Origin of the sequence: Nocardiopsis flavescens (assembly GCF_900141985.1) — a bacterium.
GTDB lineage: Bacteria > Actinomycetota > Actinomycetes > Streptosporangiales > Streptosporangiaceae > Nocardiopsis > Nocardiopsis flavescens.
The window spans coordinates 135,837-154,910 of sequence record NZ_FQZK01000013.1; the positions used below are offsets into that span (position 1 = coordinate 135,837).

Genomic DNA, 19,074 nt, shown 5'->3' on the forward strand with positions numbered 1-19,074 from the left:
GGAGGCGGGGGTCCCGCACCGGTCCCCGGGGCCCGGTGCGGGGGGTCCGGGCACACGTGAGGGCGCCCCGGCGGATCTCCGCCGGGGCGCCCTCCTCTGTACCGCTCCGTGTCACTCCTCGACGGGCTCGGCCGGGGCGGGCACTGCCTCGGCCGGCGCGCGCCGGGTGGCCAGCACGTGGAAGGGCACGGTCACGATAAACACCAGCACCAGGACGCTCACGAGGTAGACCAGCCACTGCCCGGCGGGCAGGCCCATGCCCCAGGACACCACCAGCGCCACGCCCGCGACGAGCATGCCCAGCACCATGTACGCCTTGCGTCCGCGCGGCTTGGGGTACTCGATCCGGCTCACCATCAGCCAGGAGATGAAGAGCACCGCGACCGCCGCCACGGTCGGCGGGGGGTCCAGCAGCACGACCGTCACCACGGCCATCGCGCCGAACGGGCAGGGCAGACCGGTGAAGTAGCCGGTGCCCGGCGTCTGGAGCGAGAACCGCGCCAGGCGCACGATCACCGCCAGCAGCACCGCGCCGCCCGCCGCCACCGCCAGCGTGCCGCCGCCCCCCTGGGTGCCCCAGACGACGAAGAGGAACCCGGGGGTGAACCCGAAGCTGATGACGTCCGCGAGGTTGTCCAGTTCGGCGCCCATGCCGCTGCCGCCCAGCTTGCGGGCCACCCGCCCGTCGAGCAGGTCCAGCGCGGCCGCCACCAGCATCAGCCCCACGACCGTGGCCATGGCGCTGCGCGGCAGCGGCCCCTCCGCCCCGGCGGCCAGGTGCGCCGACAGCGCGGCCACCAGCGCGCACACGGCGAGGAAGCCGCACAGGGCGTTGCCCAGGGTCAGGTAGTCGGCCAGGGAGAGGCGGATGCGCCCGGTGTCGGGGACGGGGGAGGCGAGGGGGCCGGCGAGGGGGCCGTCAGTCGGCGTCAAGGCGGGTTTCCCCGGCGCGGACCCGCTGGCCGACCTCCACCGCCGGGGCGACCCCGGCCGGAAGATGGACGTCGACCCGCGACCCGAACCGGATGAGCCCGATCCTCTCGCCTTGCTCGACCTTCTGCCCCGCAGCGAGATACGGGATGATACGCCGGACCATCGCGCCGGCGATTTGAACGACCGTGATCTCACCGATCTCGGTTTCAAGGGTCCAGATGACGCGTTCATTACGCTCGCTGTCCTTGTCGAAGGCGGGGCGGAAGCCCCCCGGGCGGTGCTCGACACGGGTCACCACGCCGGCGAGGGGGGCACGGTTCACGTGCACGTTCAGGGGGTTCATGAACACCGCGACCCGGGTCCGGCCGTCGGGCCGGAGGTCGATGCTCTGGACGACGCCGTCGGCCGCGGACAGCACCCGACCGGTCGCGGGACCCCGTTCGGGGTCGCGGAAGAACCACGCCATCCCGGCGGCCAGGGCCACCACCGGCACGGCCAGCGCCGTGCGCGTCCGGGAGCCGCGGGCCGCGAGTGCGGCGACGCCGGCGGCGCCGAGCGCGGGGAGCAGCCAGGGCGCCGAGCCCTGGGCCATGCCCAGGCGCGGCCGGGCCGGGGGCCGGTGGGAGACGGAGGTGGAAGGTGAGTCGTCGGTCATCGAGCGCTTTCGTCGCGGGTGGTCCGACGCCGGGGGCGGTGGGGCCGCCCGTCGGCGCGTTGCATGCGATTATCCCTGATCCACCGGGGGCGGTGATCGGATGAACACCGGGCCGCCCTCGGGCGGCCCGCAGGCGTACGCCCGGAACCAGGATGGTACGCCAACCTACTCCGTAGGCTCCAGGGTCAGCGCCACGGAATTGATGCAGTACCGGTCGTCGGTCGGCGTGGCGTATCCCTCACCGTGGAACACGTGGCCCAGGTGCGAGTCGCAGGTGGCGCACCGGACCTCGGTCCGCACCATGCCCATCGAGTGGTCCTCGACCAGGGTCACGGCGTCGGAGTCGGCCGGGTCGAAGAAGCTGGGCCACCCGCAGTGGGAGTCGAACTTCTCGGTGGACCGGAACAGTTCGGTGCCGCAGCCGCGGCACCGGTAGACGCCCTCGGTCTTGGTGTCGACGTACTCCCCGGTCCAGGGGCGCTCGGTGGCGCCCAGGCGCAGGACCGAGTACGCCTGCCCGTCGAGCCGCTCGCGCCACTCCCGGTCGGTCTGCGGGATGCCGTCGGTCCCGCCGTGCGGGGCGTTGTCCGCTGTGTCAGCCATGTCCTCGACGTTATCCGGAATCGGACACCGGTGTCTCCTCGCGGTGCCGGGGCGTTCCCTCGGTAAACCGTCCTTAGCCGTGACATACACCTAACTTCACCCTTGGTCGCGTTCGGTGCCGATTCGTGCGGGTAGGGCAATGGGCAGGGTTCAGTGGTCGAAGCGCAACAAGGCAGGTGACATGGCCGCTACAGCGCAACAGTCACTCAAAGTGATCAGACGACCCCGGCGCGTGGGGAGATTGCGGTACGGACTGTGGTGGTTCGAACGGACCACCGCGGGCGCGCGCGACGGGATCCGCTCCCTCACCGCAGGGGTGGGCAAGGAGATGAAGTGGGCCGCCGGACTGACGGTGAAGGCCCTCCCGATCGATCTGGACAAGGCCGAGGCCGAGCCCTGGGACGACCGCAGGCTCTTCACGGGACTGCTGGCGTTCTCGGTGGCGGCCGTCGCCCTCTCCCTGCTGCTGGGGGTGGGCGTGGCCCAGTGGATGCGGACGGACTCGGGCGCGATGCTCATCGTCTGCGCGGGCGCCGTGCTGGTCGGGGCGGTGCTGCTGCCCCTGGCCCACGTGGTGTTCGCGTCCCGGCGGCGGAGCCGCCCGCAGGCGCCGGAGCGGGAGTGAGCACCCCGGTGGGGCGCCCCCGCGGGCGCCCCGCCGCCGGGGCCGGCCTCAGGCCTCGAAGTCGTACTGCAGCACGTAGGCCGAGCCGTCCATGGTGATCGCGTTGAACTCCACGGGGCGGTGCTCGGCGGTCAGCGCGGTGCGCGCCACCTCCAGCACCGGTGTGCCGGGCGCCAGGGCCAGGGCGCCGGTCTCCTCGGGGGTGGGCATGCGGACGCGGATCTCCTCGGTGAAGCGCGCCGGGGCCAGCCCCCGTTCGGCCAGCCGCGCGTAGATCCCGCCGGGGCCGGTGTCGTGCCCGCGGAACCGCGGCTCCGCGCCCACCACCGCCAGCGGCAGGTGGGAGACGGCCGTCTGCACGGGCCGCCCGTCCACGAGGTAGCGCCGCGACCGCACCAGCACCGGGTCCCCCTCGGCCAGTTCCAGGGTCCGGGCCACGTGGTCGCGGGCGGCGGCCTCCTCCACCCGCAGGCTGTCCACCTCGTACCCGCGGTCGTCGCTGTCGGTCTGCCAGATGGCCCGCCCGTTGCCCCACAGCTCGCGGGACAGGCGTCGGGCCCCGTGTCTTCGCACCGGGCGGAACAGGCGCACGTAGACGCCCGACCCCCGGACGGCCACGGCCAGGCCCTCGTTGATGAGTACGGAGAGCGCCTGGCGCGCGGTCGCCCGCGCGACGCCGTGGCGCTCCATGAGGACGTTCTCCCCGGGGAGGCGGTCGCCGTCGGCGAACCGTCCGGAGCGGATCTGCTCGCGTAGTTCCTCGGCTATCTCCCTGTAGACCGGTGGAGGGGGTCCGTTTTCGGACGTCGGCACCACGTTCTTCCTCTCGGCCGGGGGCCAGGCCCGGTCAGCCCCGTTGATGCGTTGTGACCACTGGGTGGCACATCTCGGGTATGTCCGGTTGCGGGAAGGTTCATGCGTGATTGCGTGGTGGCCGAAACCGACCGGTTATGGACACGGCCCCCGACGGCGGGTGTCAGCGCACGTAACGTGCGAACAGCGTGTCGTCGGCGGTGAGCAGGTGCGCGATCCGCACGGGTGTGCTCTGCACGGAGGCGTGCCCGGGCGCGCCGGGGGTGCCCGGCCCGCCGGAGACGATGCGCGGGGCCCCGGCGCCCAGCAGGCGCGGGCTCAGCGCCAGGCACAGCTCGTCCAGCAGACCGGCGGCGGTGAACTCGGCGAGCAGGTGCGGGCCGCCCTCGGTGAGGACGCGGTACAGGCCCCGGGCCGCGAGGGCGTTGACGATGTGCGCGGGGGTGACCGACGCCCCGTCGACGACCACCAGGTCGGCGTGGCGGGCGACGTGCGCGCGGCGGGCGGCGGGCGCGGACGCGACGGTGAACACGATGGTGCGCGCGTGGCCGGGGGCGTCCGTGAGCAGGCGCCCGGGCAGGTCCAGGCTGCGCGAGACCACGGCGACGGGCGGGGTCGCCGGGCGGCCCCCGCGCAGCTCCGCCCAGGAGGCCCGGTCCTTGACGGGGCCGTAGTCCTCCACCCGCGCGGTGTTGGCGCCCACCAGCACCACGTCGCACAGGCCGCGCAGGACGCCCATCACCCGGCGGTCGGCGGGGGAGGAGAGGTCGCGGCTGCGGCCCGAGGGGCCGATGGCCCCGCCGTCCGCGCTGGAGACCATGTTGGCCCGAACCCACGGGCGGTCCAGGCCGACCGGGTGGGCGTAGGCGGCGGCCAGGTCCACCTCGCCGCCGGGGGTGGGGAGGAGCTCGCGGAACACCGGGTGCGCATCGTTGCCGACCATGGTCCACCAGCGTAGGGCCCCGGGGGGACGGGACCCGCACCCTCCCGGGCCCGTGTCGCCCTCCGGGGCGGGAGGCGCCTCCCCGCGGACGCGGCCGGCCCCGGCGCGGGCCGGGGCCGGCCGCCGCCTAGCGGGTCCCGCCGGTGCGGTGGGACACCCGGCGCAGCAGGACCAGCGCCCGGTCGATGACCCGCACCGGGCCCCCGGCCGTGACGAACGGCCGGTCCGCCACGTCGGGCTCGGCGGTGTCCAGCACCGTCTCCCACGCCGCCCCGTACCCGGTGCCCGGCACGGTGAAGTCCACGGCGTCCGGGCCGCTGTTGAGCAGCAGCAGGAACGAGCTGTCCCGGATGAGCCGCCCGCGCGGGTCGGGCTCGGTGATGGCGTCCCCGTTGAGGAACACCCCCAGGGCGCGCCCCGGGCCGTTCCAGTCGCCCCCGTTCATCGGCCGCCCGTCCGGGCGCAGCCACGCGATGTCCGGCAGCCCCTCCCGGTCGTCCGCCGCCGCGCCGGCGCCCTCCACCGGGCCGCCCCGGAAGAAGCGCCGGCGCCGGAACACCGGGTGCTCCCTGCGCAGGCGCGCCAGCTCCCGGACGTAGTCGAGCAGGTCGTTCTCGGGTTCCTCCCCCTCCCCGAGGCCGGCCGCCTTCCAGTCGATCCAGGCGATCTCGTTGTCCTGGCAGTAGGCGTTGTTGTTGCCCCCCTGGCTGCGCCCCACCTCGTCGCCGTGGGACAGCATCACCACCCCCTGGGACAGGTACAGGGTGGTGAGGAAGTTGCGCACCTGCCTGCGGCGCAGCGTGACGATCCCCGGGTCCTCGGTGGCGCCCTCCACCCCGTGGTTCCAGGACCTGTTGTCGTCGGTGCCGTCCCGGTTGTCCTCGCCGTTGGCCTCGTTGTGCTTGTGGTCGTAGGAGACCAGGTCGGCCATGGTGAAGCCGTCGTGGCACGTGATGAAGTTGATCGACGCCACCGGTCGGCGGCCGTCGTCCTGGTAGAGGTCGCTGGAGCCCGACAGCCGCGAGGCCAGCTCGCCCAGCACCGGCTCGCCCCGCCAGTAGTCGCGCACGGTGTCGCGGTACTTGCCGTTCCACTCGGTCCACAGCGGCGGGAAGTTGCCCACCTGGTAGCCGCCCGGACCCACATCCCAGGGCTCGGCGATCAGCTTGACCTGCGAGATCACCGGGTCCTGCTGGACGATGTCGAAGAACGTGCTCAGCCGGTCCACGTCGTGGAACTCCCGGGCCAGCGCCGACGCCAGGTCGAACCGGAACCCGTCCACGTGCATCTCCAGGACCCAGTACCGCAGCGAGTCCATGATGAGCTGGAGCGAGTGCGGGTGCCGCACGTTGAGGCTGTTGCCGCACCCCGTGTAGTCCAGGTAGTAGCGCTGGTCCTGGTCGCCCACCCGGTAGTAGCTGAGGTTGTCGATGCCCCGCAGCGACAGGGTGGGCCCCATGTGGTCGCCCTCGGCGGTGTGGTTGTACACCACGTCGAGCAGGACCTCGATGCCCGCCTCGTGCAGCGACTTCACCATCGCCTTGAACTCCTGGACCTGCTGTCCGCGCGAGCCGCGCGCCGCGTACCCGCTGTGCGGGGCCAGGAAGGCGAGGGTGTTGTACCCCCAGTAGTTGGTCAGCCCGCGCGCCACCATGGCGTGCTCGGGCACGAAGTGGTGCACCGGCATGAGCTCGACCGCCGTCACCCCCAGGGAGGTGAGGTAGTCGATCATCGCCGGGTGCGCCAGCCCCGAGTAGGTCCCGCGCTGGTGCTCGGGGATGCCGGGGTGGCGCATGGTGAGGCCGCGCACGTGCGCCTCGTAGATCACCGTCCGGTGGTACGGGGTGCGCGGTCTGGACTCGTTGCCCCAGTCGAAGAACGGGCTCACCACCACGCACTTGGGCACGTAGGGCGCGCTGTCGGCGGTGTTCTTGCGGCCGGGGTCGGCGAAGTGGTAGCTGAACAGCGATTCGTGCCAGGTGAGATTGCCGTTCAGGGCCTTGGCGTAGGGATCGGTGAGCAGTTTGTTGGGATTGCAGCGCAGTCCGCGCTCTGGTGCGTAGGGACCGTGGACGCGGTACCCGTACTGCTGACCCGGGCCGATACCGGGAAGGTATCCGTGCCAGACGAATCCGTCGTATTCGGTCAGGGGTATACGGGTCTCCTCGCCGTCGTCGTCGAACAGGCACAGCTCGACCTGTTCGGCGGCCTCGGAGAAGAGGGAGAAATTGGTACCGGACCCGTCGTAGGTCGCACCCAGAGGATAGGAGCTACCTGGCCAGACTTCCACCATAGGCGTTATCGGTCTCTTGAACTCGGGCTTTCGTCCGGTATCGGCGGGCCCGTCCGTGGGTGCTCCCGTCCATGGTCGGGTGCACGGACGATCCGGCGATGGTCCGAAAGCGGATGGTCTTGTTCGTGACGACTTCTTTCTTCCGCTCCGGCCGCAGAAGTATGCCGAACTGGACCGATGATCATTGAACGGGTGCCCCGGAACCGGTCTGGTGCCGTTGGAGATCGTGATTTGCAGTGATATTTCGGTCGCCTTACGAGAAGAATTCTTCGGCGCGTCCGCACCATTCGGTCCTCGAAAAGGCACCGGGGGCCGCGCCTCCCCCTCCCGCGGCGGGGAGGGGGAGGCGCCGCGCTCAGGCCCCCGGCCGGGCCCGGTCCAGGATCAGGTCGGTGTCGGTGCCCCGGGGCAGGGTGCCGAAGACGTGCCCCCACTCGCCGCCCAGCCGCGACGCGGTGAAGGCCTCGGCCACGGGGGTCGGGGCGTGGCGCAGCAGCACCGACGCCTGGAGCGCGAGGGCCATCAGCTCCACCACCGACCGCGCCCGGTACTGGAGGTCCTCCGGGTCGCCCAGCACCTGCTCCAGCCGCTTGAGGGCCGTGTCGTAGTGGTCGTCCACGCCGCGCGCCGCGTCCAGCTCGGCGAAGAACGCCTCCGACGCCTCGGGGCCGCGGCCCAGGGCGCGCAGCACGTCCAGGGCGGCCACGTTGCCCGAGCCCTCCCAGATGGAGTTGAGCGGGGAGTCCCGGAACAGCCGCGGCATGCCCGACTCCTCGACGTACCCGTTGCCGCCCAGGCACTCCAGCGCCTCGGCGGCGTGCGCGGGCTGGCGCTTGGTCACCCAGAACTTGCCCACGGCCACGGCCAGCCTGCGGAACGCGGTCTCGGACGCGTCCCCGTGCACCGACCGGTCCACGGCGCCGGCCAGGCGCATCATCAGCGCCGTGGCCGCCTCCGACTCCAGGGCCAGGTCCGCGAGCACGTTGCGCATCAGCGGCTGCTCCACCAGCGGGGAGCCGAACGCCGACCGGTGCTCCGCGTGGTGCAGGGCGTGGGTGAGCGCCGCCCGCATCCCCGCCGCCGAGCCGATGACGCAGTCCAGCCGGGTGCTGTTGACCATCTCGATGATGGTCGCCACCCCGCGGCCGGCCTCGCCCACCAGGTGGGCGACCGCGCCGTCGTACTCCAGCTCCGCCGAGGCGTTGGACCTGTTGCCGAGCTTGTCCTTGAGCCGCTGGATGTGCAGCCGGTTGCGGGTGCCGTCCTCCAGCACCCGCGGCACCAGGAAGCAGCTCAACCCCTCGGGCGCCTGCGCCAGGGTGAGGAAGAAGTCGCTCATCGGCGCGGACGTGAACCACTTGTGCCCGGTGATCAGGTGGTGGCCCGACGAGGAGGGCACCGCGCGGGTGGTGTTGGCGCGCACGTCCGAGCCGCCCTGCTTCTCGGTCATGGACATGCCCGCGATGAGGCCGCGCTTGGTGTGCGGGGCGCGCAGCCCGAAGTCGTAGGTCCGTGAGGTCAGCAGCGGCTCGTACCGCCGCGCCAGCTCCGGCGCGCGGCGCAGCGCGGGGACGACCGCGTAGGTCATCGACACGGGACAGCCGTGGCCCGCCTCGGGCTGGGACCACAGGTAGAACTTGGCGGCCCGCGCCACGTGGGCGCCGGGCCGCTCGTCGGCCCAGGGGGCGGCGTGCAGGCCGAACTCGACGGCCTGGTCCATGAGCACGTGGTACGCGGGCTGGTAGTCGACCTCGTCGATGCGGTGCCCGTAGCGGTCGTGGGTGCGCAGCACGGGCGGGTAGGCGTTGGCGGCCTCGCCCCAGGAGCGCACGCGCTCCGTTCCGGCTGCGTCACCGACCTCGCGGACCTCGGACTCGGCCCACGCGGCTCCCTCGCGCCGCACCCCCTCCAGCAGGGCGGGGTCGTCGGCGGCGTTGTGGTCGCCGAGCGGGGCGGCCTGGTTGAACACCTCGTGTGTCGGGGGCATGGCGTACTTTCCGTTCCTGTTCGCAGGCGGCCGGGTGCCGCGCATCCTATCCCCTGGCGACCTGCGGTAACAGAATCGTGTTCGGTCCCGCCCGGGTCAGCCGCCCGTCCCCAGGGAGAACCCCCCGTCCGACGTGATGACCTGGCCGACGATCCAGCGGCCCCCGTCGGAGGCGAGCCAGCCCACCAGGCGCGCGGGGTCCGCGGGCTCCCCGAAGCGGCCGAAGGGCGTGGCCGCCAGGACGCGCCCGATCACCTCCGGGTCGCGGTCGGTGGACTCCGGGTCCAGGTAGCCGGTGTTCACCGGGCCCGGGTCGACCGTGTTGAGCACGATGCCGTGCGGCAGCAGCTCGGCCGCCGCGGTCGCGGTCAGCCCGGCCAGCGCGGCCTTGCTCGCCGCGTAGGCCACCTCGCCGACCATGGGGCCGTGGATCTGCCCGGAGGTCGTCCAGAACACCCGTCCGGTCGCGTGCTCGTCCAGCGGGCCGGAGGCCTCCTGCCGGTCCCCGGGGCGGGCCGGCGGCGTGCCCCGCAGACCCGTGAACGCCCTGGCGAAGTGCGAGGTGAGCAGCAGGGTGGAGCGGGTGTTGACCGCCCAGTGGCCGTCCAGCCTCTCCGCGGTCATGTCCAGGATGGAGCCGTCGCCGCCCGAGCGCGCGTGGTTGCACACCAGCACGTGCAGGGAGCCGGTCAGGTCCCGGGCGGCGGCGACGAGGCGCTCGGGCGCGTCCGGGTCGGCCAGGTCGGCGCCCAGGTCGCCCAGGACGGCGCCGGGGCGCAGCGCGGCCCGGACGCCCTCGCGCACCCCGTCCAGGTCGTCGGCGCCCCAGGGCTGCCCGCTGTCGTGCGCCCGGTGGTGGTGGAGGAACAGGTCGGCCCCGAGCCCGGCGAGGCGCACGGCGATCGCGTACCCGATGCCCCTGCGCCGCGAGACGCCGGTGACCAGGGCCGTCCGCCCCCGGAGCGGCAGGTGTGCGGAGTTCGTCATCCGGCGATCCTAGGCACCGGGTGTGCCGTCCGCACGGGGTTTTCAGCCGGTGTGCCGGTCCAGGAAACCGCCCAGCTCGTGGCGGGCCCACTGGGAGGCGAGGCCGCCCCAGTTGAGGTCGAACATGTGCTCCGCCCAGGGGATCTCCACCAGCTGGTGCTCCACCCCGGCCCGAGCCAGCCGGGCGGCCAGGCGGCGGTTGTCCTCGGGCGCCAGGAACAGGTCGTGCCCGGCGGTGATGAGGAGGGTGGGCGGGGAGTCGGGGGAGACGTGGAGCAGCGGCGACATGGCCGCGTACTGCGCGGTGTCGCCGCCGACCATCCGCTCGCTCTCGCCGTCCAGCTCGGCCGCCAGCGGCGAGCGGCGCAGCCGCCAGGGGTAGGGCGGGGCGTCGGCGGTGCCGTCGGCCACCGAGTACCAGGCCGCGACGGCGTCCACCGGCACGTGCTCCACGGGGCAGCTCGGCTCGATGTCGCCGGCGGGGGAGTAGGCGGCCAGCAGGGCGAGCAGCCCTCCGGCGGACTGGCCGGTGAGGACGATGCGGCCGGGGTCGCCGCCGTGGTCGGCGGCGGTCTCCCGGATCCGGCCCAGCGCGCAGCGCACGTCGGCGACGGGGGCCCTCCAGTCGCCGTCGGGGAAGAACCGGTAGTCGACCTCGAAGACCACGTGGCCCCGGTCGGCCAGCCAGGTGTCCCAGCGCGGCAGCAGGCTCTGCGGGAGGTCCTCGGCGCCGCCGTGCACGTTGACCACCACGGGCAGGGGTTCGCCGCCGGACTCGCGAGGGCGCCAGACGTCCATCTCCAGGTCCTCGCCGCCGGGTGAGGCGTAGACCAGGGTGCGCGGTTCCCGGTCGGCGGAGGTGGCCAGGCCGTCGGCGTAGCCGCCGAGCGAGACCGGCGCCCCGGCCTGCCGGGCGGCCCACCACGTGGAGGCCGGCGGGACCAGGGCGGCGGCCAGCGCGACCGCGTTGGCGGCGGCCAGCACCGCGGCCGCGCGGGGGTGAGCCGCGCGCCCGGCCAGGGCCAGGAGCACGCCGAGCGCGGCCGCGGCGGCGGGGAGCAGCGCGAACTCCAGGACCAGCAGGCCGTACTGCCAGAACTCCCAGGAGGGCGGGGGCAGCAGCACCACCGCGACGGCCGCCGCGCACAGCAGCGCGGTCAGGGCGGAGAGCAGGAGGGCGAGGGGGCGGAGCATGGCGGGTCCTTATCCGATACTTGTGTATTGATACGACTGTATCGGAAGCGGTCGCGTGCCACAATGGGCCGGTGCCCAAGTACGTCGACAAGGACGCCCGCCGCCGCGGGGTGGCCGCGGCCCTGCGGCGCATCGCCGCCCGCGAAGGGCTCGAAGGCGTGAGCATCCGGACCGTCGCCGCCGAGGCCGGGATCTCCGCGGGCGCGGTCCAGCGCGACTTCCCCACCAAGGACGAGCTCCTGGCGTTCGCCTTCCACGACGCGGTCGACGCGGTCGCGGAGCGGTTCTCCCGCATCCGCATCGGGCCGGGCCGCGCGGGCTTCGCCGAGGGGCTGCGCGCGGTCCTGCTCGACCTGCTGCCCGTCGACGACGAGCGGCGCGCCCAGGCCCGGGTGTGGGCGGCGTTCTACGCCCGGGCGGCCGTCGTCCCCGACTTCGCCCGCACCCTCGCCGACCTGGACGGCCTCTCCCGCACGGCGCTGCGCGCCGCCGTGGGCTACGCCGTCGAGCAGGGCGAGCTGGCCCCCGGCCTGGACCCCGAGGAGGCCGTCGAGCTTTTGCTCGTCCTCGTCGACGGGATGTGGCTCACCGCCGCCCGCCGCCCCCCGGGGGCGTCCGTGGACCCCCAGCGCGCGGCGGTCGACGCCGCCGTCGCCGCGGTCACCGGCGCGTCCTCCCGGGAGCCGCGCCGCTAGGGCGTGTTCGGCGGATCATTCCGGCTCGCGACCACCAGGCGGCCTCTCGCCGCGCCGCCTGCGCTTGGACGGCCGACCGGCCGACCCGCGCTCGGCGTCTTGCGAGAGATTGCCCGGAGGCCGCTCCCCTCACTCGGCGCAAGCGCCGAACCGAACGAAAGCATCCGCCGAACACGCCCTAGCGCGCCCGGCCCCAAAAAACCACCAAGGTCCCTCCCCGCACGTGTTCCCCGCCCGCTCCGGGGCAGTGGCACCCACGCGGTACCCGACGGAGAGGAGCGATCGTGGAGATCGGGTTCAAACTCATGGCCGAGCGCTACGGCCCCGCCGAGCTGGTGCGCCAGGCGGTGCGCGCCGAGGAGCTCGGGTTCGGCTTCGTGGAGATCAGCGACCACTACCACCCCTGGCTGTTCGAGCACGGGCACTCGCCCTTCGCCTGGTCGGTGATGGCGGCCATCGCGCAGGCCACCGAGCGGATCCGCATCGGCCCGGGGGTGACCTGCCCGTCGATGCGCTACCACCCGGCGGTCGTCGCCCAGATGTCGGCCACCACGGCGCTGCTCTCGCGGGGGCGGCACTTCCTGGGCGTGGGCTCGGGGGAGCGGCTCAACGAGCACGTGGTCGGCGACGCCTGGCCGTCGGTCACCGCGCGGCAGGCCATGCTCCGCGAGTCCCTGCGGATCATCCGCATGCTCTGGACCGGGGGGTACCACTCCTTCGAGGGGGAGTACCTGACCCTGGACGACGCCCGGGTCTACGACCTGCCCGAGACCCCGCCCGAGATCATCGTCGCCGCTGGCGGCGAGCAGGCCGCGGCCCTGGCGGCGGAGCACGGCGACGGCCTCTTCGCCACCGAGCCCCGGCCCGAGCTGGTGGAGGCCTACACCGCCGCGGGGGGCGACGGGCCCCGGTACGTGGAGGTGCCGCTCGCCGTCGCCGACGACGAGGAGACCGCGCTGCGCAACGCCTGGGAGGGGTTCCGGTTCGGCCTCAGCGGCTGGAAGGTGATGTCGGAGCTGCCCAACCCGGTCAACTTCGAGGCCGCCACCTCCCTCGCGACCCCGGAGGACATGCGGCAGATGGCGTCCGCGGGCCCGGACCCGCAGAACCACCTCGACCAGGTCCGCACCTTCTCCGAGGCCGGTTTCGACCACCTGGTCCTCATGAACGCGGGCGGCGACGTGGACGACTTCTTCGCCTACGCCGAACGGCACCTGCTCCCGGAGCTCGGGATCGCCCGACCGGCCGGCGTGTGATACCCAGGGGGCGTGACACGTGGGAAGAGGGGCCGCCGGGCCGCGATCGCGCTGACGGCCGTCGTCGCGCCGGTCCTGCTGCTGGCCGGGTTGGTGTGGGCGGGGCAGCGGTCGGTGGTCTACCTGCCCTCGGACGCCGTCCCGCCACCCGCCGCCGGCGCCGAGGACGTGCGCCTGGCCACCGACGACGGCCTCGTGCTCGACGCCTGGCTCCTGCCTCCCCGGGGCGGGGACCGCGGGGCGGCCGTGCTGCTCGCCCACGGCAACGCCGGGAACCGGGAGAGCCGCCTGCCGCTGGCCCGCGCCCTGGCCGCCGAGGGCTTCTCGGTGCTGCTGTTCGACTACCGCGGCTACGGCGGCAACGAGGGCTCGCCCTCCGAAGAGGGCCTGGCGGCCGACGCCCGCGCCGCCGCCGACCACCTGGCCGAGCGGGGGTTCGCCGCCGACCGCACGCTCTACTTCGGGGAGAGCCTGGGCGCCGCCGTGGCGGCCGGCCTGGCCGCCGAGCGCCCGCCCGCGGGGCTGTTCCTGCGCTCCCCGTTCAGCTCCCTGGCGGACATGGGGGAGCGGTACCACCCGTTCCTGTCCGTCCGCCCGCTCCTGCGCGACCACTACCCGGTGACCGGCCACGTGGCGGAGGCCGGCGTCCCCACCACCGTCGTGCTCGGCGACGCCGACGGCGTCGTGCCCCCGGAGCAGAGCCGCGCGGTGGCCCGGGCCTGCCCCCGCCTGGTCGAACAGGTGGTCCTGGCGGGCGCCGACCACAACGACGCCGAACTCGCCCACGGCCCCGAGGTGATCGCCGCCTTCACCCGCCTCGCCGACCACGCCCTCCCCGCGGAGCCTCCCCGCCCTCCGCGGTGACGAGCTCGACCGCCCGCTCCAGCACCCGCAGCTGCGCGGGGTTGTGCAGCTGCTCCACGACCTCGCCCATGGCCTGCTCCGCCCGGCGCGCCCCGCGCCCCGACCCCGTCGCCCACGCCCGCGTCTCGCGGACCTCGCGCATCACCGGCAGCAACCGCAGCGCCATGCGCTCGACCTCGGCGTCGTCCGCGTCCGCGGGCAGGGCCTCGAACTCCGCACCGGTGTCCCCGGCCGAGCCCAGTAGCTCATGCAGCCCCTCCCCGGACGTCTCGCCCAGCACGTTCGAGTAGACCATCAGCAGCGACCGCTGCCGCTCCGACAGATCCCGGGAGACCGGCGCGTACGCGGAGGGGACGTACGCCGGCGCCCGGTGGCGCAGGATGAGCGCCAGCTCCGCCCGCACCCGCCGGAGCCGCTCGATCGTGGCCCCCAGCTCCGCGTCGAGCACCCGGATCGCCTCCTCCGGCTCCTCCTGCGCGTGCCCCATCGCCGCCACGTCCGACAGCGGCACCCCCAGGTCGGACAGCCGCCTGATCTGCAACAGCCGGATCAGGTGCGCGACCTCGTAGTGCTTGTACCCGTTCGCCCCGCGCTCGGGCATCTCCAGCAGGCCGACCCCGTGGTAGTACCGGACGGCCTTGACGGTCGTCCCGGCGAGTTCGGCGAGCTGCCGAGTGCTCCACGCCATGCGCCCCTCCTCTCGCGACCTCCCCAGTCCACACCCTGCCCCCGGGGCAGGGTCAAGGCCGCGGCCCGATTTGACCCTGCCCCGGGGGCAGGGCCTGGAGTGGTGCCGAGCGGCCGCCCGGCCGCACCGACAACGGGAGTCAGGACACCATGCGCCACCTCCGTACGCCCTTCCGCATCATCCGCGAGAACCTCCGCGCCTACCTGGTGATGAACGCCCTCGTCTACGCCGCCCTCCTCCTGGGCATCGCGGCGGGGCTCGCCTTCCCCGACCTGTACGCCGCCCAGCACGCCGTCCTGGAGGAGACGGGCACGGAGGACCTGATCAGGCCGCTCCTGGCGACGCCGTGGCTGTTCGGCCTGACCATCCTCGCCAACAACGTGTTCCGGGCCGCGCTGCTGTCGATCGTGCTGCCCTCGATGATCGTCCCCTTCTCCGGGATCGCCCTCTTCCTCTACAGCACCTTCACCATTGGCGTGATCGTGGCTCCGGTGGACGCGGACACCGCGGCCGTCCTGGTCCCGCACTCGGTGACCCTCCTGGTCGAGTTCCAGGCCTACGTGCTCCTCATGCTCGGCGTGTACCTCCTGGGCCAGGGCTGGCTGAGCCCCGCGTCCGCGGGCGCCGACACCCGCCGCCGGGCCTACCTGCTCGGACTGCGCCGGACGGCGTGGCTGAGCCTGCCGGCGCTGGCGCTGCTCGTGGCCGGCGCGGTCTACGAGGCCCTGTCCGTCATCCACCTCATGTGAGGATCGGGGGATGCTGAACATCGGATCGGTCGTGCTTGGCGTCTCCGACATGGCCCGCGCGAGGGCCTTCTGGACCGCGGCCCTGGACTACACCCCCCGCGAGCCCGGCACCGACCGCTGGACCGTCCTCGTCCCGACGCACAGCCCGGGTGTGCAGGTCGCCCTCGGCCTCAGCGGCGTCCCCGCGCAGGAGCACCCCCGCGTCCACCTCGACCTCTACGCCGAGAACACCGCCGACCAGGCGGCCGAGGTGGACCGCCTGCTCGCCCTGGGCGCCGAACGCGTCGCCTGGGACCTCTACCCCGAGGACCCCGACTTCGTCGTCCTCGCCGACCCCGAGGGCAACCGCTTCTGCGTCATCGACCCCACCCACCCGCAGGCGCCCCCGGGAGACGCTCCCGGAACCTCCGCCCCGGGGGGTCGCCCACCCTCTCGGAGCCCCCGACCACACTCGGAGGGCACCGCTCCCACCCCAGGCCGCGCGGGGTGAGGCCGCGGACACCCGCCCGGCCGTACTGCCGGGGGTTGTCCACCCGCCTGGAGCGCCCAGCCGCAGCCGGAGGGCACCGCTCCCACCCCAGGCCGCGCGGGGTGAGGCCGCGGGTACCTGCCCGGCCCGCCCCAGGGGGTGTCGGGGCACGCTCCCGCCTCCTCCGCTCCAGGGGGTGAGACGAACTCCGAGGTCTCCAAAAGGGCCACCCCGTGGAAACGGCGGTCTGTGGTCGCGCCCGACCAGGACCTTTGGTCTCCAAAACGCCCGCCGCTTGGAAAGGCACAGACCGGCGGAGCCGGATCCGCCCCCACGATGCAACGGGCGGCAGACCGCCGGGCAGGCGCGTGGGGCTCACATCCGCAGTGGTGGGGGTGCGCTTTCCGGGGGCGGGTCCGGGCGAGGCCTGCCCCGCCCAGCCCCTTGGGAACGGAGGAAGGGTCCGACCAGGAGCGCACGGTCGCTCACAGCCTCGCTTGGAACACCAGCCCCAGACGCGGTAACCAGCACCCGACCACCCTCCCGCACCCGACGCGGCCCACCCCACCTCTCCCACCCCACCCCCTCCCACCTCCACACTTCCCACCCCGCCTCCCGCTACGATGCAAGTAGTTTGATATCAACAGACCTGACACCGCGATCGCCCCTGTGATCCCGTGATCGGACCACTCCGACCACCACGACAGACCCGAACCCGGCGCACCCGCCTCCACCCATCCACCGCACCACCCACCGATCTCCCCCACCCACCAACCTCACCCACCCCACCCCACGGCGCGAAAGGGGACCATGACGGACCCGGCGGAACCTCCAGAACGCACACGCCGATGGATCTGGGCCCTCATGGGCAGCGTGTTCCTCACCCACACCGCCCTCAACCTCACCCGCCCCCTCATCTCCTACCGCACCATCGCCGTCGGCGGCGACGCCGTGGAAGTCGGCCTCATCACCGCCGCCTACGCCCTCCTCCCCCTCGTCATCGCCGTCCCGCTGGGACGCTCCACCGACCGGTCGGCGCGCATCGCCTGGATCGTCGGCCTGGGCTCCCTCATCCTCGCCGCGGGCGGCCTCCTCCTCTCCCTCGTCGACGGACTGGCGGGCCTGGCCCTGGCCAGCACCGTCGTCGGTGTCGGCCACCTCCTCTGCATGGTGGCGGGGCAGGGCATCATCGCCCGCTACTCCCTCCCGGGGAACCTCGACCGCGACTTCGGCTGGTTCACCGCCGCCGCCTCGCTCGGCCAGCTCGCGGGCCCCCTGATCTCCGGCGCCATCCTGGCCGACGCCTCCGGGGACGCCCTGCTCTCGGCCACCTCCACCGCCCTGGTCATCGCGGGCGGTGTCGCGGCGCTGGGGGTCCTGCCGGTCCTGCCGCTCCTGCGCCTGGCCCCGATCCGGCGCACCGCCGAACAGCGCTCCGCGCCCCCGGTGCCCACCAAGGACCTGCTGCGCCGACCCCGGATGCCCTCCGCCCTGCTCAGCAGCCTCGCCCTGCTGTCGGCGGTCGACATCCTCACCGCCTACCTCCCCCTCATCGCCGAGAGCAGGGGCATCCCCCCGGTGCTCGTCGGCGTCCTGCTCAGCCTGCGGGCGGGCTCCTCCCTGCTCTCCCGGCTGGCCCTGCCCTGGATGCTGCGCCGCTGGTCGCGCAAGACCCTCATCATCGCCAGCACCGCCGTGGCCGGCCTCTCCCTCGCCCTCGTGGCGCTGCCGTTCGCCGACTTCGTCGTCCTGGCCGTCGTCCTGGGGCTGGGCGGGTTCCTGCTCGGGCTGGGACAACCGCTCACCATGGCGGAAGTGACCACCCTGGCCCCGGAGGGCGCCCGCGGCTCCGCCCTGGCGCTGCGCATCTGGGGCAACCGGCTGGGACAGGTCGCCATCCCGGCGGCAGCGTCCGCCGTCGCCGGGGCGGTGGGCTCACCGGGGGCGCTGCTGTTCTCCGCCGCCGTCCTCCTCGCGGCGGCCGTCACCGCTCGCTGACCTGCCTCCTCGGCATCGCCCGCGGACGACCGGCCCCTTCGGCACCGCCCGCCCCTTGTCCGGTTCCGTCGGCACCGTCCGCCAGGATGGCGGCCACCCCATCGACGAGGAGGACCCCGTGACCGACGAGCGCACCTACCTGGAGGGCATGGTTCGGGACACCTACTTCCCACCCGACCTGGTGGAGAAGGGCCAGGCGATCCTGCGCGCCCTCGACACCCGCCTCGCCGCGGACCGGCCCGCCGACCTGGAAGCCCTCTACACGGTCACCCACGCGGCGACCGAGGAGTTCAACGCCTTGAACGAGGAGTTCTGGGAACGGGGCAGCGAGATCGAGACCGTGGCCCGCGACGTGATCGCGACGGACTTCCTCCACATCGCCCGCGCGCACGGCTTCACCGACGCCGACATCGAGGAACTCGTCGCCCCGCGCGACTGGTGACACACGCCGGGGCGGGGCCCCTCCGGACCCCGCCCCGCCCCGCCTCGCGTGTCAGACCGGTACGCGCCGCGCCGCCGGCGCCGCCCCGTACCTCTCCCACACGATCTCCGCCGGCTCCGGAGCGAGGGCCGGGCCCTCCGACACCGCGGTCGCCCCCTCGGCCTCCGCCTGCTCGCGGAGCCGGCCGGCGAAGAACCCCGGAGCCGGCAGGTACGTGGAGACCAGCGCCGACACGTCATCCGCCGACGGGCCGCCGCTCGACACTTCGTCCCGCGGCACACGGGAGGGGCCACGCTACGCGGTCCGGGTCGCGGAAGGTCCACGCCACAGGCGGGTACGCGGACACCCGGCCGGACCCCAGCCGCCCCCGGCACACAGGCCCCCGGCACACAGGAAGGGGGCCGTGACCACACGGCCCCCACCGGAGAGGAACGGCGTCCGCCCGCTACGCCTTGATCGCGGTCCGTCCGGTCTCGGCGTCGTGGCCGACCGAGATCTTGCGGGCCTTGGACCGCTCGGCCACCGGGATCCGCAGGGTGAGCACACCGTCGGCGTAGTTCGCGCTGATCCGGTCGGTGTCCAGGGTGTCCCCGAGGAAGACCTGGCGGCTGAACGTGCCGCTCGGCCGCTCGTTGACGATCGGTTCCAGCTCCTCGCGGCGCAGGCCGGGGCGCTCCGCCTTGACGGTGAGGACGTTGCGCTCGACTTCGAGGTCGATGCTCTCGGGGGAGACCCCGGGCAGGTCGAAGTGGACCACGAAGTCGTCGTCCTCACGGTAGGCGTCCATCTGCATGGTGGACGGCCGGCCGTTCTCCAGGAGCCGCTGGGTGATCCGGTCGAACTCCCGGAACGGGTCGGTGCGCATCAGCATCGCTCGTCA

General features: G+C 73.7%; 20 protein-coding genes. 8 read left to right on the top strand and 12 right to left on the bottom strand.

Going from position 1 to position 19,074, the window contains the following annotated elements; translation table 11 throughout:
* Window positions 1–111: 111 nt before the first annotated feature.
* From pssA to msrB, 3 genes are all read right to left on the bottom strand, one after another.
* On the bottom strand, window positions 112–933 hold the full coding sequence (pssA, locus tag BUE45_RS20585) for a CDP-diacylglycerol--serine O-phosphatidyltransferase (RefSeq protein WP_073381005.1): 822 nt from the start codon (window positions 931–933) through the stop codon (window positions 112–114).
* Window positions 920–1,588 carry a phosphatidylserine decarboxylase gene (locus BUE45_RS20590; protein WP_073381006.1) on the bottom strand — a complete coding sequence of 223 codons (669 nt, stop codon included), beginning with the start codon at window positions 1,586–1,588 and terminating at the stop codon, window positions 920–922. Before BUE45_RS20590 ends, pssA begins: the two co-directional genes overlap by 14 nt.
* Before the next feature lie 165 nt (window positions 1,589–1,753).
* Window positions 1,754–2,191, bottom strand: coding sequence for a peptide-methionine (R)-S-oxide reductase MsrB (gene msrB / locus BUE45_RS20595; protein ID WP_073381007.1), 438 nt, complete (start codon window positions 2,189–2,191; stop codon window positions 1,754–1,756).
* 211 nt (window positions 2,192–2,402) lie between these two features.
* Between msrB and BUE45_RS20600 the strand changes: the two genes are divergently transcribed.
* Entirely contained in the window at window positions 2,403–2,816 is a 414-nt protein-coding gene (locus tag BUE45_RS20600) for a hypothetical protein (protein WP_245833378.1), read from the top strand.
* Between the two features lie 48 nt (window positions 2,817–2,864).
* Here the strand turns inward: BUE45_RS20600 and BUE45_RS20605 are convergent, their stop codons facing one another.
* The 6 genes from BUE45_RS20605 to BUE45_RS20630 form a co-directional block, all read right to left on the bottom strand.
* Entirely contained in the window at window positions 2,865–3,629 is a 765-nt protein-coding gene (locus BUE45_RS20605) for a GntR family transcriptional regulator (RefSeq protein ID WP_073381085.1), read from the bottom strand.
* Window positions 3,630–3,792: 163 nt separating this feature from the next.
* Window positions 3,793–4,572 carry a dihydrofolate reductase family protein gene (locus BUE45_RS20610; RefSeq protein WP_073381009.1) on the bottom strand — a complete coding sequence of 260 codons (780 nt, stop codon included), beginning with the start codon at window positions 4,570–4,572 and terminating at the stop codon, window positions 3,793–3,795.
* A gap of 127 nt (window positions 4,573–4,699) precedes the next feature.
* A complete protein-coding gene (gene glgX, locus BUE45_RS20615) occupies window positions 4,700–6,865 on the bottom strand; it encodes a glycogen debranching protein GlgX (protein ID WP_073381010.1) in 2,166 nt (721 codons plus the stop codon).
* A 355-nt stretch (window positions 6,866–7,220) separates the two neighbouring features.
* Window positions 7,221–8,852: an acyl-CoA dehydrogenase family protein gene (locus BUE45_RS20620; RefSeq protein ID WP_073381011.1), complete on the bottom strand. Its 1,632-nt coding sequence runs from the start codon at window positions 8,850–8,852 to the stop codon at window positions 7,221–7,223.
* 96 nt (window positions 8,853–8,948) lie between these two features.
* Window positions 8,949–9,839, bottom strand: coding sequence for an SDR family oxidoreductase (locus BUE45_RS20625; protein WP_073381012.1), 891 nt, complete (start codon window positions 9,837–9,839; stop codon window positions 8,949–8,951).
* 42 nt (window positions 9,840–9,881) lie between these two features.
* On the bottom strand, window positions 9,882–11,033 hold the full coding sequence (locus BUE45_RS20630; protein WP_073381013.1) for an alpha/beta hydrolase: 1,152 nt from the start codon (window positions 11,031–11,033) through the stop codon (window positions 9,882–9,884).
* 71 nt (window positions 11,034–11,104) lie between these two features.
* On the opposite strand from BUE45_RS20630, the gene BUE45_RS20635 reads away from it, so the two are divergent.
* The 3 genes from BUE45_RS20635 (at window position 11,105) to BUE45_RS20645 (ending at window position 13,848) form a co-directional block, all read left to right on the top strand.
* Complete coding sequence (locus BUE45_RS20635) at window positions 11,105–11,728, top strand: TetR/AcrR family transcriptional regulator (protein ID WP_073381014.1); 624 nt, start codon at window positions 11,105–11,107, stop codon at window positions 11,726–11,728.
* Between the two features lie 284 nt (window positions 11,729–12,012).
* Window positions 12,013–12,984, top strand: a complete 972-nt coding sequence (locus BUE45_RS20640; RefSeq protein ID WP_073381015.1) for a TIGR03557 family F420-dependent LLM class oxidoreductase — start codon at window positions 12,013–12,015, stop codon at window positions 12,982–12,984.
* Between the two features lie 12 nt (window positions 12,985–12,996).
* Window positions 12,997–13,848 carry an alpha/beta hydrolase gene (locus BUE45_RS20645; protein WP_218619573.1) on the top strand — a complete coding sequence of 284 codons (852 nt, stop codon included), beginning with the start codon at window positions 12,997–12,999 and terminating at the stop codon, window positions 13,846–13,848.
* Here the strand turns inward: BUE45_RS20645 and BUE45_RS20650 are convergent.
* Window positions 13,793–14,536, bottom strand: a complete 744-nt coding sequence (locus tag BUE45_RS20650; protein WP_073381016.1) for a MerR family transcriptional regulator — start codon at window positions 14,534–14,536, stop codon at window positions 13,793–13,795. The genes BUE45_RS20645 and BUE45_RS20650 overlap by 56 nt on opposite strands.
* Window positions 14,537–14,685: 149 nt before the next feature.
* Here BUE45_RS20650 and BUE45_RS20655 point away from each other — a divergent pair, with 149 nt between their 5' ends.
* The 4 genes from BUE45_RS20655 (at window position 14,686) to BUE45_RS20670 (ending at window position 18,194) form a co-directional block, all read left to right on the top strand.
* Window positions 14,686–15,285: a hypothetical protein gene (locus BUE45_RS20655; protein ID WP_073381017.1), complete on the top strand. Its 600-nt coding sequence runs from the start codon at window positions 14,686–14,688 to the stop codon at window positions 15,283–15,285.
* 10 nt (window positions 15,286–15,295) lie between these two features.
* On the top strand, window positions 15,296–15,775 hold the full coding sequence (locus BUE45_RS20660) for a VOC family protein (protein WP_143173426.1): 480 nt from the start codon (window positions 15,296–15,298) through the stop codon (window positions 15,773–15,775).
* An 843-nt stretch (window positions 15,776–16,618) separates the two neighbouring features.
* A complete protein-coding gene (locus tag BUE45_RS20665) occupies window positions 16,619–17,752 on the top strand; it encodes an MFS transporter (RefSeq protein ID WP_245833379.1) in 1,134 nt (377 codons plus the stop codon).
* 55 nt (window positions 17,753–17,807) lie between these two features.
* Window positions 17,808–18,194, top strand: a complete 387-nt coding sequence (locus BUE45_RS20670; RefSeq protein ID WP_342746030.1) for a DUF5713 family protein — start codon at window positions 17,808–17,810, stop codon at window positions 18,192–18,194.
* Between the two features lie 51 nt (window positions 18,195–18,245).
* On the opposite strand, the gene BUE45_RS20675 is transcribed toward BUE45_RS20670, so the two are convergent.
* Window positions 18,246–18,473: a hypothetical protein gene (locus tag BUE45_RS20675; RefSeq protein ID WP_143173427.1), complete on the bottom strand. Its 228-nt coding sequence runs from the start codon at window positions 18,471–18,473 to the stop codon at window positions 18,246–18,248.
* Window positions 18,474–18,639: 166 nt separating this feature from the next.
* Window positions 18,640–19,065: an Hsp20/alpha crystallin family protein gene (locus BUE45_RS20680; RefSeq protein WP_073381020.1), complete on the bottom strand. Its 426-nt coding sequence runs from the start codon at window positions 19,063–19,065 to the stop codon at window positions 18,640–18,642.
* Window positions 19,066–19,074: the final 9 nt, after the last annotated feature.